Here is a 15,877-nt window from a genome sequence, read left to right as displayed (position 1 = left end):
AATCTGTATGTCACAAAGTTTATGAGAACTTCAAATCTTTCAAACAGCTTCTAGATAAACACTACGCGGAAGGTACGAAAAGACCAAAGTTGCCTGGATATAGAGAAAAAGGAGCAATGTTTGAAGTTACTTACCCAGGTCAAGCAGTTAAAATTGAGGTAGAAAACGGAATAAAATTTGCAACTATTTCAACAGGAATACAATTTAGAAAGTTACGTAAAGAAGATGTGGTTGGGACTAAGTTAAATGAGTATATAAAACTTAGGGTTCCCGATGCTGTAGACACGTTAGCACTGACTGAGTTGACAATTACATCAAAGCACAGACAGATTTACGCGCACTGGGTATGTAGAAAGAAAAATGAAGTTATTGAAAAATTAGATAATTCAAATGTTTTAGGCATTGACATCGGCTTGAATAACTTTGTAACTTGTATTCCTAATACAGGAGAACAGGGTTTTATTATCAATGGGCGACCTCTCAAAGCTATAAACCAGTTTTACAATAAGACTGTAGCCAAATTGAAAAAAGGTAAAGACGAAAATTTTTGGAATGGCAGTTTAGCTAGGGCAACACAATCTAGAAATAATCAAGTGCGTGACTTTATTAAGAAATCAGCACGCATTGTTATTGATAAATGTGTTGAGTATGGCATAGGTAAAATTGTGTTTGGCTGGAACAAAGGCATCAAGAACGAAATAAATAACGGACATAAAAACAATCAGAATTTTGTCCAGGTTCCGTTCACCGCACTGCGTGACGCGCTCAAATATTTGTGTGAACGAGTTGGTATTGAGTTTGTAGTTACCGACGAATCTTACACCAGCAAGAAGTCATTTTTTGATAATGATGAATTACCAGTATTCGGCAAAGAAACCGAAGCCCAGAAGTCACAAAAACCTTCGGGTAAAAGAACAAAACGCGGTGAGTACAAAACTGCAAACGGAACAACAATAAATGCTGATGCCAATGGGGCGGCTAACATATTGAGAAAGGCGAAAGTTGATGTTTCTAAAATAACCTTTCGGGTATGTCAAGTTCTCACAACAATCAATATTTGGGTAGGCAACAAAAGTAAAGGTACGGTTCAAGAAGCGTCTTGATACACGACTATTAGGAGCGACTGAACCCGCTCTGTAAATTAGAAACCCCATCCGCCATGCGGTGGGGTGGTTCATTAGAAGCTGCTGTGAGCAAATTGCAAATGCCACCTGAGTCTATTGTCATGCTAGGCGATACGCCATACGACATCGAGGCAGCAAAAAAAGCTGGAGTTGGTACAATTGTCTTTCGTTGCGGCGGTTACAGTGATGCCGAATTAGAGGGTGCGATCGCTATTTACGATGATCCTGCGGCACTTGTAGAGCAGTACGATCGCTCTCCCTTTGTGAAAGAAAGATAGCTCTATCAGACTTTGTCAATTTAGCCAAGGACGGCTTACTTCCTCTAATTGATCGACTTCATCCGAACTGAGCCTCCAACCCAAAGCACCAGCATTTTGCTGTACTTGCTGTGCTGTTTTTACCCCTGCTATTGGTATTACATTACCTTGTGCGATTAACCAGTTAAGAGCAACTTGTGCAGGAGTGCGGTTGTACTTTTGTCCTAATTCGCGTAGCAAGGATACCACTGGTTCAATTTTCTGCAAGCCTTCTTTACTAAATCTTGAGTCTAATTTTCTTGCACCAGAGGGAGTTTCGCCATTTAGGGTCGTGTACTTGCCTGTAAGTAGCCCCTGAGCTAAGGGACTATATGCTAAAAGTGTTACACCTAATTCACGAGCAGCATTCGAAATTCCTTTACTTTCTATTTGACGACTGAGCAAAGAATAACGTACTTGATTCACAGCTAAAGGCACTCCGCGCTTAGCTAAAATTTGGTGTGCTTCCCGCATTTGTTCCGCTGAGTAGTTGCTGACGCCTACTGATGCTATCCTGCCTCGCTTTACTTCATCAGCCAAAGCATTCATTAAAGTTTCTTGACTCATAAAGAAAGTGAATGGCCAATGGACTTGGTAAAGAGTCACTTGTTCTACTTCTAGGCGTTTAAGGCTCTGTGTTAAGGCATCAGCAACAGACTCTGCTGTAAATCGCCAGGGAAATGGGCCGAATTTAGTAGCAATTTGCACCTGTTTATCTGTTTTGTGCATAAATTGCGCTAACAATTGTTCTGAAAGCCCTAGACCATAAACCTCAGCTGTATCAAAGAAGTTAATCCCAGCTTCTAGTGCAGCGTTAAAGGCCGCTTCTAACTGCTCTGGACCATAGTCATTGCCATAACTCCAAAAAAGTTTATCACCCCAAGCCCAAGTACCAATGCAAAGGGGTGTAACCGCTGGACCGTTTTGCCCTAATGTGATTGTTTCCACTAGACTTATTTTTATTTACTTTACACTTCTTTACCTTTTTATTGTAACTGTACTGCCCAGCAGCGATCGCAGTGTAATACTTCCTCTAGTACTTAGCACGATTGTTGAGAAAAGCTTATCGAATAATTGCCATTCTAGTGATCAGGGTTTCTAGGCGTGTTTTACCACAAGGTTCAGCGCTCTGACAATCGATAACACGAACTTTGCCATATGTTAGGCGGACTTTCTTATTTAAGAAAGTCTTTTCCTTACCGCAAATCTCGAATCTAGCAGGGACTTGTTGATAATATTTGCCTTTTGGATCTCTCAAATCAACGTAACAGCTAATATCACCATTAATCATACTTTTCACAGTAGCAACAGTTGGTCTTGTCATTTGCTGCTGTGCCTGTCCGGACGGAGTGTTTATCAAAAACCCGATTGTAGAAGCAATGGCAAGAGTAGTTGCAGTAGCAACAGTAGATAAAATGAAGGTAGATTTCATTAATTTTATCCTGAAGATTTTTTTGAGAATTAGCTAGTCAAATTTATCTACAAGCCCAGAAACAAATGTTTCGCAAAAATATAATATTTTCCGTAATATTAAGGTTTAAAATACCTGTCGTAGTTAATTTTAGGCTACTCTTTTGGAAACTTTTGCTCCCTCACTTCCACCGCGTAATCTTGTACAGCTTTTGTAATTGTCTCACGTAAGTTTGTATAAATTTTAGCAAATGGAGGCTGTCTTTCCGAAAGACCGAGGACATCAGAGGTAACTAGAACTTGACCATCACAGTGTGGACCTGCACCAATACCAATAGTAGGAATACTGAGGTGATTTGTAATCTGTTTTGCTAATTGAGACGGGATATGCTCTAATACGATGGAAAACACACCTGCTTGTTCTAGGGCGATCGCTTGTTGAAAAATCTTCTCTTGAGCTTCCTGTGTCTTGCCTTGTTGCTTTAATCCTAGCTGATGTATCGATTGGGGCGTCAAACCTACATGACCCATCACAGGAATACCTACTTGCACCAAACGAGCGATAGTTTCCACCATAATTGGATAACCACCTTCCATTTTTACCGCTTGTGCTCCAGTTTCTTTCAAGACTCTGCCAGCTGAGTGTATAGCTTGTTGGAGACTTTCTTGATAAGTTAAAAATGGCAAATCCACAACCATCAAGGCACGTTTCACACCACGGCGCACAGCACTAGCATGGTGTAACATCTCCTCTAAAGTGATTGGTAGTGTTGTCGGGTACCCTAACACAACTGCCATGGTATCTCCCACAAGTATTAAATCTACTCCAGCGGCATCTAATAGCTGAGCGATCGCGTAATTCCAAGCGGTCAATGCCACAATAGAACGTCTTTGTTGTTTCCATTCAATTAATTGCTGAGTAGTGACTGGCATTGTTGGAGGGTGATGGGGCATGGGGCATGGGGCATGGGGCACAGGGCATGGCTTCTGTAGTCCCGGATTTTGTTATTTTACTAACAACTTGCCCAACTACTATTTTACTGCTCGACTGAAGGCAATATGCGGGTGTGCACCTACCATTTTAGGCATTAACCAAGCTAAACCTTCACTGGTACCAATCCATAACTTGTTACCGATATCTGGTGCTAGAGCAAGAACACGGCTAGAAGGAAGACCAGGTACTTGGTCAAGTAGTGCTCCAGTGTTTGGGTTTAATCGCATCAAACCATTATCAGTGCCAACCCAAACACTACCATCTTTAGCAAAGCGAATAGCAGTCACATTACGTCCCCTTAAAGGAGTCACAGATCGTAGTACTATCCCATTTTTCGGGTTAATGACTAACAAATTATTCGGCATTCCCGCCCAGATTAAGCCTTGTGGACTAATAGCTAGAGCTTGTACAGTAGTCCCTGGTAAATTGTCAATCCGCTTCATAATCAAAGCACTAGCAGTATTGACTCGTACTAAACCATCAAGCGTTCCAACCCAAAGCTGTCCTTCAGCATCTAAAGTTAGAGCGTTAGCACTCACACCTGGAAGATTTCTTAGTGTTGTCATTGTTAAGCCTTCGTCTGGGCTAACCAAGACTAAACCATTATCTGTCCCTGTCCACAGATAACCCCGCTTGTCAATTAATAAAGATAGCACTCGTTTAGAAGGCAAAAATAAATTCTCTGCTGTAACTTCGGCAGTGCTGGGGTCTACTCGCTTTAGCCCCTCATAAGTTCCTACCCACAATCTTCCAACTTTGTCTTGAGCTAAAGCACCAATGCTGATATTCGGTAAACTAACACGAGCTAAAATTTTACCTGTGTTGGGATCGATGTGGGACAACCCCCGCCCATAACCTACCCAGAGATTACCTGTAAAATCACCCAGCACTGCACTCACACGATAATCCGTTTCTTGCAAATTTTCTTGGCGTCGTCTTTCTCTTGGCAACGGGTCTTTTTTGGGAGGTGGCGCAGATGCCGGATAACCTGGGGTTAACTCAGAAGGATCAACATCAGGAGTTTTTTGAGCAATTCTTGTTTCGGCGATAGCCCCTAAACCACCTATCCCAGGCACAGTTACGAAAGCTATAAGTAATAAAAATAAATAACTACACTTGTGACACGATACCACAGTCACCGTTCTCCTAAATTTGTATAAACAATAAGCTTAATTACATAACGTTAGCGACTGAGCATCATTTTGCTGCTTAAAAGCCGCATCACCTTTTTTGAGTGCAGCATAATATTATCTCTTACCTTTTGTAAAGGTTCCTTAATAAAATGTTAAAAAATCTATTCCTATAAGAAATTTAAATGAAAAAGTTAAGAATCTTCAAAGGAGAACTTATCAAAATCTTGATATATTGTGAAATAAGTTACAAATTACGTGGAGTGCAATTTTTGTCTAGAGCTAATCACTCTCTATCGCCTTTGTCAAGACTATAGTGAGAAAATTTTAGCGATGTGTCAGGAATAAAAAATTATTTTTAATTTTCCAATAGAGGAGAAAACGACGCTGGTAAGGGCATAAGACCGGGAATTTCAAGGGCAGAAGCCTTAAAACGGAATTATCGTAGAAAATCCATGCTTGTGTCTGGAGCAGAAAAACTGCGAACTCTAACACAGACAATACCTGACAAAAATGTTTCCGATGGTCACTCTGGAAAGAGCGGGACATATCGGAGATAAGGGGGAATTGCACAGGACGTAATTTGCAAGTACAAAGAATGACTTCTTGGAAGGGAAAATATGTCTTACGCTCAAACGAAGACTCAGACAAAAACAGGGTATCAAGCAGGGGTTAAAGATTACAGACTGACTTATTACACCCCAGATTACACACCAAAAGATACAGACATTTTAGCAGCATTCCGTGTTACACCCCAACCCGGAGTTCCCCCCGAAGAAGCTGGCGCGGCTGTAGCGGCTGAGTCTTCTACAGGTACTTGGACAACTGTGTGGACTGACCTACTAACAGACCTTGATCGTTACAAAGGTCGTTGTTATGACATCGAGCCAGTTGCAGGCGAAGACAACCAGTTTATCGCCTACATAGCTTATCCTCTGGATTTATTTGAAGAAGGCTCTGTTACCAACATGTTTACCTCGATTGTAGGAAACGTGTTTGGTTTCAAAGCTCTAAAAGCTTTGCGCCTAGAAGACCTTCGGATTCCTGTAGCGTACCTGAAGACGTTCCAAGGACCTCCTCATGGTATTCAAGTAGAGCGTGACAAATTAAATAAATACGGTCGTCCATTGCTAGGTTGTACGATCAAACCCAAATTGGGTCTGTCTGCTAAGAACTACGGACGTGCAGTATACGAGTGCTTGCGCGGTGGGTTAGACTTTACAAAAGACGACGAAAATATTAACTCAGCACCATTCCAACGTTGGCGCGATCGCTTTAGCTTTGTTGCTGATGCAATTCATAAAGCACAAGCGGAAACTGGTGAAATCAAAGGTCACTACTTAAACGTTACCGCTCCAACCTGCGAAGAAATGATCAAACGGGCAGAGTACGCTAAAGAACTCAAAATGCCCATTATCATGCACGATTACCTAACAGCAGGCTTTACTGCTAATACAACATTGGCTCGTTGGTGTCGTGACAACGGTATATTGTTGCACATTCACCGCGCTATGCACGCGGTTATCGACCGTCAAAAGAACCACGGTATCCACTTCCGTGTATTAGCAAAAGCTTTGCGGATGTCAGGTGGTGACCATATCCACACTGGAACCGTTGTTGGTAAGCTTGAAGGTGAGCGCGGTATCACAATGGGCTTTGTTGACCTGCTGCGTGAAAACTACGTTGAGCAAGATAAGTCTCGCGGTATCTACTTCACTCAAGACTGGGCTTCTATGCCTGGTGTAATGGCTGTTGCTTCAGGTGGTATTCACGTATGGCACATGCCAGCACTAGTAGAAATCTTCGGTGATGACTCTGTGCTACAATTCGGTGGTGGTACACTTGGTCACCCTTGGGGTAATGCTCCTGGTGCTACTGCTAACCGTGTTGCGTTGGAAGCTTGTATCCAAGCTCGTAACGAAGGTCGGAGCTTGGCTCACGAAGGAAATGATGTCATCCGCGAAGCCGCTAGATGGTCTCCTGAACTTGCTGTTGCTTGCGAACTGTGGAAAGAAATTAAGTTTGATTTCAAACCAGTTGATACCGTCTGAGTATTTTGGATTGCGGATTTTGGGTTTTGGATCAATCTAAAATCTAAAATCCAACATCTAAAGTTAATGGGGCTGGGGTCAAGCATGAATATAAAGCAAATTGCGAAGGATACAGCCAAGATGCTTTCTAGCTACCTGACTTATCAGGCGCTAAGAACAGTGTTAGCTCAACTCGGTGAAACAAATCCTCCCTTGGCGTTTTGGTTGCAAAACTTTTCTGCTGACAAGGTTCAGGATGGAGAAGCTTACCTTGAGCAATTGTTCAAAGAAAAGCCAGATTTAGCTTTGCGAATCATGGTAGTTAGGGAACACATTGCAGACGAAGTGACAGATTTTTTACCAGAAATGGTTCGCACTAGCATCAAGCAAACCAATATGGAACACCGTCGCCAGCATCTAGAACGCATGACGCAATTAGAGGTTCAAACCGCTAGCCCAGAACCAGAATCAGAACACCAAGCAACATCAGATCCTAATTCAGAAAGTAGTTAACAACTATCATTCAGCTATGCAAACCCTACCAAAGCAACGCCGTTTCGAGACTCTTTCCTATCTACCCGCGCTCACCGATTCACAAATCGCAAAGCAGGTTCAGTATATTTTGAATCAGGGTTACATTCCAGCTATTGAATTCAACGAAACATCTGATCCAACAGAAGCTTACTGGACACTATGGAAGCTACCTTTGTTTGGTGCTGGAAGTACTCAAGAAGTACTCAACGAAGTTCAATCTTGCCGTTCTCAGTATCCTAACAACTACATCCGTGTAGTAGGTTTTGACAACATCAAGCAGTGCCAAATCCTCAGCTTTATCGTTCACAAACCCAATAGATAAAGCAGGTTTTGCTTGAACTTATTTATTCTTTAATACGTAAAGGCAGACCAATCTGCCTTTTTTTATTGAATCGACTTGATGGAACTTGAGGTAAGATCAACAGAGGAGTAAATACCTTTGGGTTTCTCAACATCCCCCTACGATGAACTATTATATCTCTCCCCGGTTTCTTGATAAAATTGCTGTTCATATCACTAAAAACTTTTTAGACCTTCCTGGTGTACGAGTACCTTTAATTTTGGGTGTTCATGGGCGTAAAGGTGAGGGAAAGTCTTTTCAATGTGAGTTAGTCTTTGAAAAAATGGGCGTGGAAGTCACTCACATATCTGGCGGAGAATTGGAAAGTCCAGATGCAGGAGATCCAGCACGCCTTATTCGGTTGCGTTATCGAGAAACAGCAGAACTGATTCGTGTACGTGGCAAAATGTGTGTATTAATGATTAATGATTTAGATGCTGGTGCAGGGCGTTTTGATGAAGGCACTCAGTATACTGTTAATACACAGTTGGTAAATGCTACGTTAATGAATATTGCTGATAATCCTACCAATGTGCAGCTTCCTGGTAGCTATGACGCAACACCTTTACATCGTGTGCCGATTATTGTTACAGGAAACGATTTTTCCACGCTTTACGCACCATTGATTCGGGATGGTCGAATGGAAAAATTTTACTGGGAACCAGACAGAGACGACAAGGTAGGTATTGTCAACGGGATTTTTGTTGAAGATCGATTGTCACGCCAGGAAATTGAACAATTAGTTGATACATTTGCTAATCAGTCAATCGACTTTTTTAGTGCTTTGCGATCGCGTATCTACGACGAACAAATCCGCGACTTTATCCATCAAGTCGGTATTGAGCGTGTATCGCTAACCGTAGTTAATAGCGTAGAAGGACCACCAGAATTTAAAAAGCCTCAATTTGGCTTGTCCCATTTAATAGAGATGGGTAATTTAATGGTTGCGGAACAAAAACGCGTAGAAAGTTCTCAGTTGGTTGATGAGTACAATCGCTTAAATAGAAAAAATTATCAACTTGCTCCTACATCTGGTAATGGTACAGCAATACCTAGTCAATCAGTTGACGACGGAAGCCAAAAAGTAAAAGCTAACGGTTTTGACAAACAGATATTAAGCCCTCATTTGAGCTTAGAAACCCAAGAACAGATACGTCATATTCTTTCACAGGGCTATAAGATTAGCATTGAGTATGTAGATGAGCGCCGTTTTCGCACAGGCTCTTGGCAAAGTTGTTCCACTATTAATCCCAGTGATGCAAAATCTGATGCAATGACTATTGTGGATTCATGTTTAGCTGAGCATAGCAATGAATATGTTCGCTTAGTAGCAATTGATCCTAATGCAAAACGGCGGGTTGTAGAAACGATTATCCAACGTCCGAAACGAAGTTCATAAAACTTCAGTAGTAAAACAAAATTAATCACACAAAGTTGCATTATGTCACCTGATCAATCAAAAAACATAATGTATAAATGTTTGTTTGAGGTCACAGTCAATACTACTGTGGCGTAATACAGGAAGCTCTAAAATCGATAAGATTTTGATTAGCAAAAGTAGACTGATATAGGTGAGTGGCTTCACTTGATAGACCTATGGGATAGATATCTGTCAATTTAATTTTCTGAAAAATCTACTATAATACTGATGAAACAAGAGCGGGTTTCATATAGTCCTCATTAAGCATTGAAAAGATATTATCTTTAAGCAAAGGATATTAAAGTTGAGATAAAGATTTTATGAAATCTATTACAACTTTAGCCCCCATTGATTTCATGAACTATACGATATATAGGTATAGTCGTTTCAGATGAATCTTGATTTTCTTATAACAAGGTAGGACTTAATCAAAAAAGTAGCCATTGTTATACATTAAATAAAAATGGTTACAGTAAGCTTTTTCGAGTTTTGCCTAAATGCGTATACATCAAATTCCCGAGTCTTTGATATGTTGAGAAAAATTGATATGGTCGAGAATTTAAGTATAACGTACAGGTGTATAATTACACAAATCTATTCAAGTTCTATGAGTAGAGCAAGTTGCTATATACAATAGTCTGTATATATTAATTCTTCTCACTTGAAATGTGAATTGGCTACGTGCATAGATGCAAGTAGCTATATATTTAGCGCATTTTTCTCGGAATGCTAAATAAATGTTTACGTTGGATGGAAAAGATAAATTAGACTCTTTCTTGAAGCTTTCGTATTCATTAAAATCTCTAGTACTTACCTAAAGCTTATTTCTCACTTTCAAGATATATATGAGCAGTGTTTCTAAAACAACAAAACCAACATTTATTGCTCCTCGGAATGATTTAGAGCGTGAACTCACGAAGATTTGGGAGAGACTTTTAGGTGTTCAACCTATTGGTGTAAGGGATGACTTCTTTGATTTGGACGGAGATTCGTTACTAGCAGTCGATCTATTTGCTGAGATAGACAAGAAATTCGGCATAAAGTTTCCAATAGCCACACTATTCCAAGCAGGTACTGTTGAGACTCTTGCCCAAAGGATTGCTCAACGCGAAAATACAGCATCTGGTCAAACTACGGTAAATCTCTCCTCAGCTGCTTTATCACCACAACAGGAGGAATCAAAAGTTTCTTGGTCATCCCTAGTAGAAATTCAGCCAACCGGTTTCAAGCCACCTTTATTTTGTATACATCCACTCGGGGGTGAGGTTTTATGTTACCGTGAACTGGCATTGCTTCTAGGCTCAGATCAACCAGTTTATGGTTTACAACCGCAAGGGCTAGATGGAAAACGCTCTCCCTACACTCGAGTAGAAGAGATGGCATCTCACTACGTTCGGGAAATTCAACGTTTTCAGCCGAATGGTCCTTATTTTTTAGCAGGGTATTCCTTTGGGGGTATAGTAGCTTTTGAAATAGCTCAGCAACTCCACCGCCAAGGAGAAGATGTAGGTATTATAGCAATGATTGATACCTGCCGTCCTGGTTATATTAAACGGACACCACTTTTCATACGAGTTTTATTACATATCAAGAATACTATAAAAATGGGGCCAGCTTATCTCTGGCAAAAGGTTAAAGGCTGGAGTCAGCACAGTAATTACCATCTTAAACAGCATTACAAGCGTTACTTCGATGTGGCGCAACATGCAATAAGTATTACCAGTAATTTCAATGGTGATAACGAACATTTAGAAGTTATAGATGCTAACGTCCAGGCTCTTGCTGAATATGTGTTTCAAACTTACGCAGGTAATATAACTCTGTTGCGAACCGAAGATAAAAATCGAGACGATGCTGTAGGGGTAGAATATGATCCTTATTTCGGTTGGAGAGATATTATTCTCGGAAAATTAGATGTCGATTACATCCCTGGCTCTCATATGTCTGTACTCCAAGAACCTCATGTACAGATTCTTGCTGAAAAATTGCGCGATCGCCTAGAAAAAGTTTACAAAATCAACTCTCTCAGAGCAGATAGCTGACGAGTAAAAGGGGTAAACAAACCAATTCTATTCCGCGCAGCGATCGGCGCTTCAGGTTGCTGGACTAAACTCCGATCGCTTGTGTGAGTAGTTCAGTGAAAAACATGACAGACTTGCGCCTCAAATTGATAAATCCACTCATAAATTTCAGTAAGAGTGGTTTTGTCATCTCTCTTAGGTTGCCATCCAGTCACACTCATCACTTTACGCGAATCTGTAATAAAGATAGGAATATCACCGATTCGGTTTTCTAAAACGGGAATGATTGGAACTTCATGACCACTGATTTCCTGACAAAGCTGAGTTGTCTCGCACAGCGAAAGTGTGTTATTCACTCCACCACCCACATTAAAAGTCTGTCCTTTCAACTCCTCTAAACTGTCAATCTGTAGATCGATAAGGTCTAGTAAATCAGCCACATGCAAAAAGTCTCTAACTTGTTTACCTGTTCCTCCATAGCCTATGTATTTTAAGGGTTTGCGGAAGTAATGACATGCCATCCACAAGGCGAAAATACCTTGATCCACTTTACCCATTTGCCATGGACCTGTTAACACTCCACAACGATTAATAAGAGTTCTTAACCCGTAAGCATCAGCGTACTCAGCAATCAGTAATTCTGAGGCTAGTTTAGTTGAACCGTAGAGAGAGCGTACTTTATCTAAAGGAAATTCTTCTGAAATTCCATGATCAGATGCTCCTGGTAAGTACTGCTGTTGTAAAAGTTGAAAGCGTGTTTCCGTTTCTATAAAGCTCAAATTGTTAAGGTATGCTATGGGATAGACTCGACTCGTAGATAAAAAAATAAAATCAGCCTGAGTATGCCGAGCTAATTCTAGACAGTTAATCGTTCCTACTAAGTTGGTTTGCAATACATATCTAGGAGAAGTATATCCTGCCAAAACGGACGGCTCTGCAGAACACTCTAAGATTAAATCAGGTTGAAGTATTGCTGGAGCTAAATCTTCTGGATTTCGGACATCTCCATGAATAAATTGAATACCAACTTCCTTGAGAAAAGGTACTTTTAGTTCAGAACCCCGTCGCTTCAAGTTATCTAAAGCAATGATTTGCCAGTCAGGATAGCGTTCAGCCAGTCCAATACCTATCGAACTACCTACAAAACCGGCTCCTCCGGTAATCAAAATACGTTTACTCATTGAGTTTTATTTTGGATTATTATCTGAGAGTTTTTGCGAACGTAATCTCCTCTAGCAAGAGTCTTTTCTAAGAAGACATAACAAACAATAAACAAATACCGGCTTCCCATTTCTTGAAGCTTTAGCTTAGAAATCCCTGTTTTTCTGTTACGCCAAGTAATCGGAACGGTTGTGTAGGAATACTCTCTAACAATTGCCTTAAGAGGCATTTCAACTGTTAAGTTAAAGTGATGAGATAGCAGTGGTGCAATCCCTTCTATTACTTCACGACGATAAGCTTTAAAAGCATTAGTTGTGTCATTAAACTTTAAGCCAAATAAAATTTGAATAAATAAGTTAGCTAATCGATTTATAATTAGTTTGTGCGAAGGGTAGTCAACGACTTTACCTCCTCTTATAAATCGTGAGCCAAACACACAGTCATACCCTTCTTGCAGCTTGTAATAGTAATCCAAGATATTTTCTGGTGCATCAGAATTATCTGCCATAACAATTGCTACGGCATCTCCTTGAAAATTCTCTAGACCACATCGCACTGCAAAGCCAAAACCATTCGGGTAATAGTTATTGACATAACGCACTTTGCTATTTTGACAACAAATCTGCTGCAACAGTTTTTCTGTGCCATCTCGGCTGTTATCGTTAACAACCAAAATTTCGTAATCAATCTTTTGTTCTAGACAGGAACTAATAGATTGAATCGTTTCACCGATACAGCTTTCCTCATTGTGAGCAGGTATCACAACCGACAGAACCTTTATCTTTCTCAAATTTTCGTTCTCAAATTTTATGGTTAAAAGGGTTTTGGTAAACGAGAGTTATTTTGACTGAATTAATGGAATCACTTCCACCTACAGCTTACAGATTGATTTTTTGTTGAAATCATTGTTTGATACAAAAAATTTATGCATTACTGAGCAGTTTTTATACTAGGGTAAAAAGTCTTGATACTAAGTAACCCTAGAAGAAAACAAGAAATTCCAGCTTTGACGCCTTTTCCCGCTTGTTTGTTAAGAACAGATTCTGTTTGCTCCGGGCACATCCCTGTACTCAAACTAACTCTACCAAGAATGAAAGCAAATTAGTGTTTAGATTTTTAAGATTATACTTAACATGATATTTTTTCTATGATAATCTCTCTTAAGATAGATATTTACTATATTATAATTCCAATCTTTTATTTTGTGATAACTTAAAAAGTCGCTAAAGTTATGCATAGTAAGTATTGAAAAGATGTATTAGGTTTTCTAAGATAACAACATTGTTGCTTATACTTTTACGCATATCATAATAATTGTAAGTATTATTACTTGGAGCAAGGAAAAAGGCTAGATATGTTTTTTTGATACAATTTTTACTTCAGTATTTACTCATGAAAGTTTACAACCGAGGAAGCGAATAGGCTCTCTAATAGTCAACAAAAAAATAAACTGTGTACTTAATTTATTCTGTCTGACTACTCATATATTATGATATAAAATCCTTGTAATTTCGCTGCAAATTACTGAACTGCAATTACCACAAAATGTAAATTTAGATTCGTTTTTAATTACAATGCATTCAAATAACAAATTGTTTTTTAGAAGATATTTGCTTATTGCTTATGTGTTACCAGTTGCTCTAATAATGTGGTTTGTTACCAACTTTAATGTAAATATCCCTTTTTGGGATGAGTGGAGTTTAGTCAGTTTTTTTGATAAATTTGCATCAGATAATGCAAAATTCGGAGATTTTTTTGCTCAAAATAATGAGCATCGCCTGTTTTTTCCAAAAATCATATTTATCATTTTAGCCTTTACATCAAGTTGGGATACAACTAGGGAAATGTACTTTAGTATTTTCCTAGTCATCGTGTCTTTTTGTGCAATATATAGAATTGCATCTGATAATCCAAATCAGGATAAGATACTATTTCACTTATTTAACATTACGACGTGTCTTCTACTGTTTTCTTTAGTTCAATGGGAGAATTGGTTATGGGGATTTCAACTGGCTTGGTTTTTTATTAACACTTGCGTAATCCTATCAATTTTCTTTCTAGTCGTACCCAAAAAATTACTTCCGATCCTCCGACTTTCCATCTCAGCTATCCTGTGTTTCATTGCTAGTTTTTCTTCAGCTCACGGTTTATTCTCTTGGATTTCCCTCGTACCTACAGTAGCTTCTGTTGAAGGTAGTAATAGACAAAAGAAAGTTCGACTTTTGGTATGGATACTGCTTTTTGTCTTATCATTATTTATTTATCAAATCGGGTATATAAAACCGAGTAATCATCCAGATATATTTTTCTTTTTTAAAAAACCCTTAATTGCTATAACTTACCTATTAACTCTTTTAGGAAGCTCTATTGGCAAGGTATTTATTCCTGTTGCTATCCTGGGGTTTATCATCACGTTTAGTTTTGTATTATTTAATATATACTATCTAAAAAACTACAAATCGGACTTTGCCCGTAATGCTACTCCTTGGTTATCATTAGGTTGGTTTACGACTTTATTTGCCTTACTAACAACTTTAGGTAGAGCAGGCTTTGGTGTTGAACAAGCTAAGTCATCTAGATATACAAGTGTGACAGTATTACTAGTGATAGCCCTACTACAAATTTTGCGGTTATTAATTTACTATAAACTAAATTGTAAAATCAGAAATATTTACAAACGTTCATTATGCATATTTGTTATCATTTTTTTGATATGGGTTTCTAACTCTGATCAAGAGATTGGAAGAGGTAGAGGAACTTGGATCGAAAGAACTAGTGGTAAAACTTGTTTCGAGATAATTCATTTTATAGATCCATCTCTTCGTCAACAACCCAATAACTGTTTAGACTCCATTTCTCCCAGAGAATTTCAGCTTATAGAAACCTCTGAAATCCTTCAAAGGATAGGTTTTAGAAATTTCCCCAGAGATATAGCGTTTACAGAGAAAACGATAAAAAATTACGGCTATATTGATAGCCCCACCAAAAAAGATAAGCCTTTAATAGTGGATAACAACGAGGATATTCGGTTTTCCGGATGGGTGGTATTACCAGACGGTAAGGAACAACCACAGTTAGTTTTACTATCTTATAATGATAAGAAGTCATTTTTTGCAAATGCTGTCGTTAAAGTAAAAAAACCTGTTGTAGCACAGCTTTTGAACTCAAGCGATTATCAGAAGTCACGATGGTCAGTCGATGTTTCTCTTAGTTCCATCCCCGTGGGTGAAAGTGTTATTAAGGCTTGGGTTTATGACCCAAATCATAAACAATTTGTGAAGCTAAATAACGAAATAAAAATTAAAAAAGTACACCAGCTTGCTACCAAGGCGATAGCAGCTTATTGAACAAGCTCATTGATAGCAAATTTCAACTGAATGAAGTATATCCGTGGGGGCTTACGGCTGTTTGCCCTTA

14 protein-coding genes are annotated in these 15,877 nt (G+C 39.2%); 8 read left to right on the top strand and 6 right to left on the bottom strand.

Going from position 1 to position 15,877, the window contains the following annotated elements:
- Both G4P69_RS04445 and G4P69_RS04440 read left to right on the top strand, forming a co-directional pair.
- Window positions 1-1,103, top strand: a 1,103-nt coding sequence (locus tag G4P69_RS04445) for an RNA-guided endonuclease InsQ/TnpB family protein (RefSeq protein WP_208348635.1), incomplete at its 5' end; no start/stop codon positions are given.
- 56 nt (window positions 1,104-1,159) lie between these two features.
- Entirely contained in the window at window positions 1,160-1,402 is a 243-nt protein-coding gene (locus tag G4P69_RS04440; protein WP_208348620.1) for an HAD family hydrolase, read from the top strand.
- A 15-nt stretch (window positions 1,403-1,417) separates the two neighbouring features.
- Here the strand turns inward: G4P69_RS04440 and G4P69_RS04435 are convergent, their stop codons facing one another.
- From G4P69_RS04435 to G4P69_RS04420, 4 genes are all read right to left on the bottom strand, one after another.
- Window positions 1,418-2,368 carry an aldo/keto reductase gene (locus G4P69_RS04435; protein ID WP_208348617.1) on the bottom strand — a complete coding sequence of 317 codons (951 nt, stop codon included), beginning with the start codon at window positions 2,366-2,368 and terminating at the stop codon, window positions 1,418-1,420.
- Window positions 2,369-2,483: 115 nt separating this feature from the next.
- A complete protein-coding gene (locus G4P69_RS04430; RefSeq protein ID WP_208346334.1) occupies window positions 2,484-2,852 on the bottom strand; it encodes a hypothetical protein in 369 nt (122 codons plus the stop codon).
- A 134-nt stretch (window positions 2,853-2,986) separates the two neighbouring features.
- On the bottom strand, window positions 2,987-3,763 hold the full coding sequence (gene panB / locus G4P69_RS04425) for a 3-methyl-2-oxobutanoate hydroxymethyltransferase (RefSeq protein WP_208348648.1): 777 nt from the start codon (window positions 3,761-3,763) through the stop codon (window positions 2,987-2,989).
- A gap of 99 nt (window positions 3,764-3,862) precedes the next feature.
- Window positions 3,863-4,963, bottom strand: coding sequence for a ligand-binding sensor domain-containing protein (locus G4P69_RS04420; RefSeq protein ID WP_390691842.1), 1,101 nt, complete (start codon window positions 4,961-4,963; stop codon window positions 3,863-3,865).
- Between the two features lie 611 nt (window positions 4,964-5,574).
- Between G4P69_RS04420 and G4P69_RS04415 the strand changes: the two genes are divergently transcribed.
- The 5 genes from G4P69_RS04415 (at window position 5,575) to G4P69_RS04395 (ending at window position 11,320) form a co-directional block, all read left to right on the top strand.
- Complete coding sequence (locus tag G4P69_RS04415; RefSeq protein WP_208340888.1) at window positions 5,575-7,005, top strand: form I ribulose bisphosphate carboxylase large subunit; 1,431 nt, start codon at window positions 5,575-5,577, stop codon at window positions 7,003-7,005.
- A gap of 84 nt (window positions 7,006-7,089) precedes the next feature.
- Complete coding sequence (gene rcbX / locus G4P69_RS04410; protein WP_208340883.1) at window positions 7,090-7,497, top strand: RuBisCO chaperone RbcX; 408 nt, start codon at window positions 7,090-7,092, stop codon at window positions 7,495-7,497.
- A 16-nt stretch (window positions 7,498-7,513) separates the two neighbouring features.
- Window positions 7,514-7,840 carry a ribulose bisphosphate carboxylase small subunit gene (locus G4P69_RS04405; RefSeq protein ID WP_208340881.1) on the top strand — a complete coding sequence of 109 codons (327 nt, stop codon included), beginning with the start codon at window positions 7,514-7,516 and terminating at the stop codon, window positions 7,838-7,840.
- Between the two features lie 142 nt (window positions 7,841-7,982).
- Window positions 7,983-9,257: a ribulose bisphosphate carboxylase small subunit gene (locus G4P69_RS04400; RefSeq protein WP_208340879.1), complete on the top strand. Its 1,275-nt coding sequence runs from the start codon at window positions 7,983-7,985 to the stop codon at window positions 9,255-9,257.
- Between the two features lie 866 nt (window positions 9,258-10,123).
- On the top strand, window positions 10,124-11,320 hold the full coding sequence (locus G4P69_RS04395; protein WP_208340877.1) for a thioesterase domain-containing protein: 1,197 nt from the start codon (window positions 10,124-10,126) through the stop codon (window positions 11,318-11,320).
- Between the two features lie 92 nt (window positions 11,321-11,412).
- On the opposite strand, the gene G4P69_RS04390 is transcribed toward G4P69_RS04395, so the two are convergent.
- Entirely contained in the window at window positions 11,413-12,480 is a 1,068-nt protein-coding gene (locus G4P69_RS04390; RefSeq protein WP_208340875.1) for an NAD-dependent epimerase/dehydratase family protein, read from the bottom strand.
- Complete coding sequence (locus tag G4P69_RS04385; protein WP_243902302.1) at window positions 12,477-13,250, bottom strand: glycosyltransferase family 2 protein; 774 nt, start codon at window positions 13,248-13,250, stop codon at window positions 12,477-12,479. The genes G4P69_RS04390 and G4P69_RS04385 overlap by 4 nt, the downstream gene beginning before the upstream one ends.
- Window positions 13,251-14,070: 820 nt before the next feature.
- Between G4P69_RS04385 and G4P69_RS04380 the strand changes: the two genes are divergently transcribed.
- Window positions 14,071-15,807 (top strand): hypothetical protein, encoded by a 1,737-nt coding sequence (locus tag G4P69_RS04380; RefSeq protein WP_208340873.1) that lies wholly within the window; start codon window positions 14,071-14,073, stop codon window positions 15,805-15,807.
- Window positions 15,808-15,877: the final 70 nt, after the last annotated feature.

This window comes from Aetokthonos hydrillicola CCALA 1050 (assembly GCF_017591665.1).
Taxonomy (GTDB): domain Bacteria; phylum Cyanobacteriota; class Cyanobacteriia; order Cyanobacteriales; family Nostocaceae; genus Aetokthonos; species Aetokthonos hydrillicola.
Note: the sequence above shows the minus strand (reverse complement) of the source record. Positions and strands in the feature narration are given on the sequence as shown.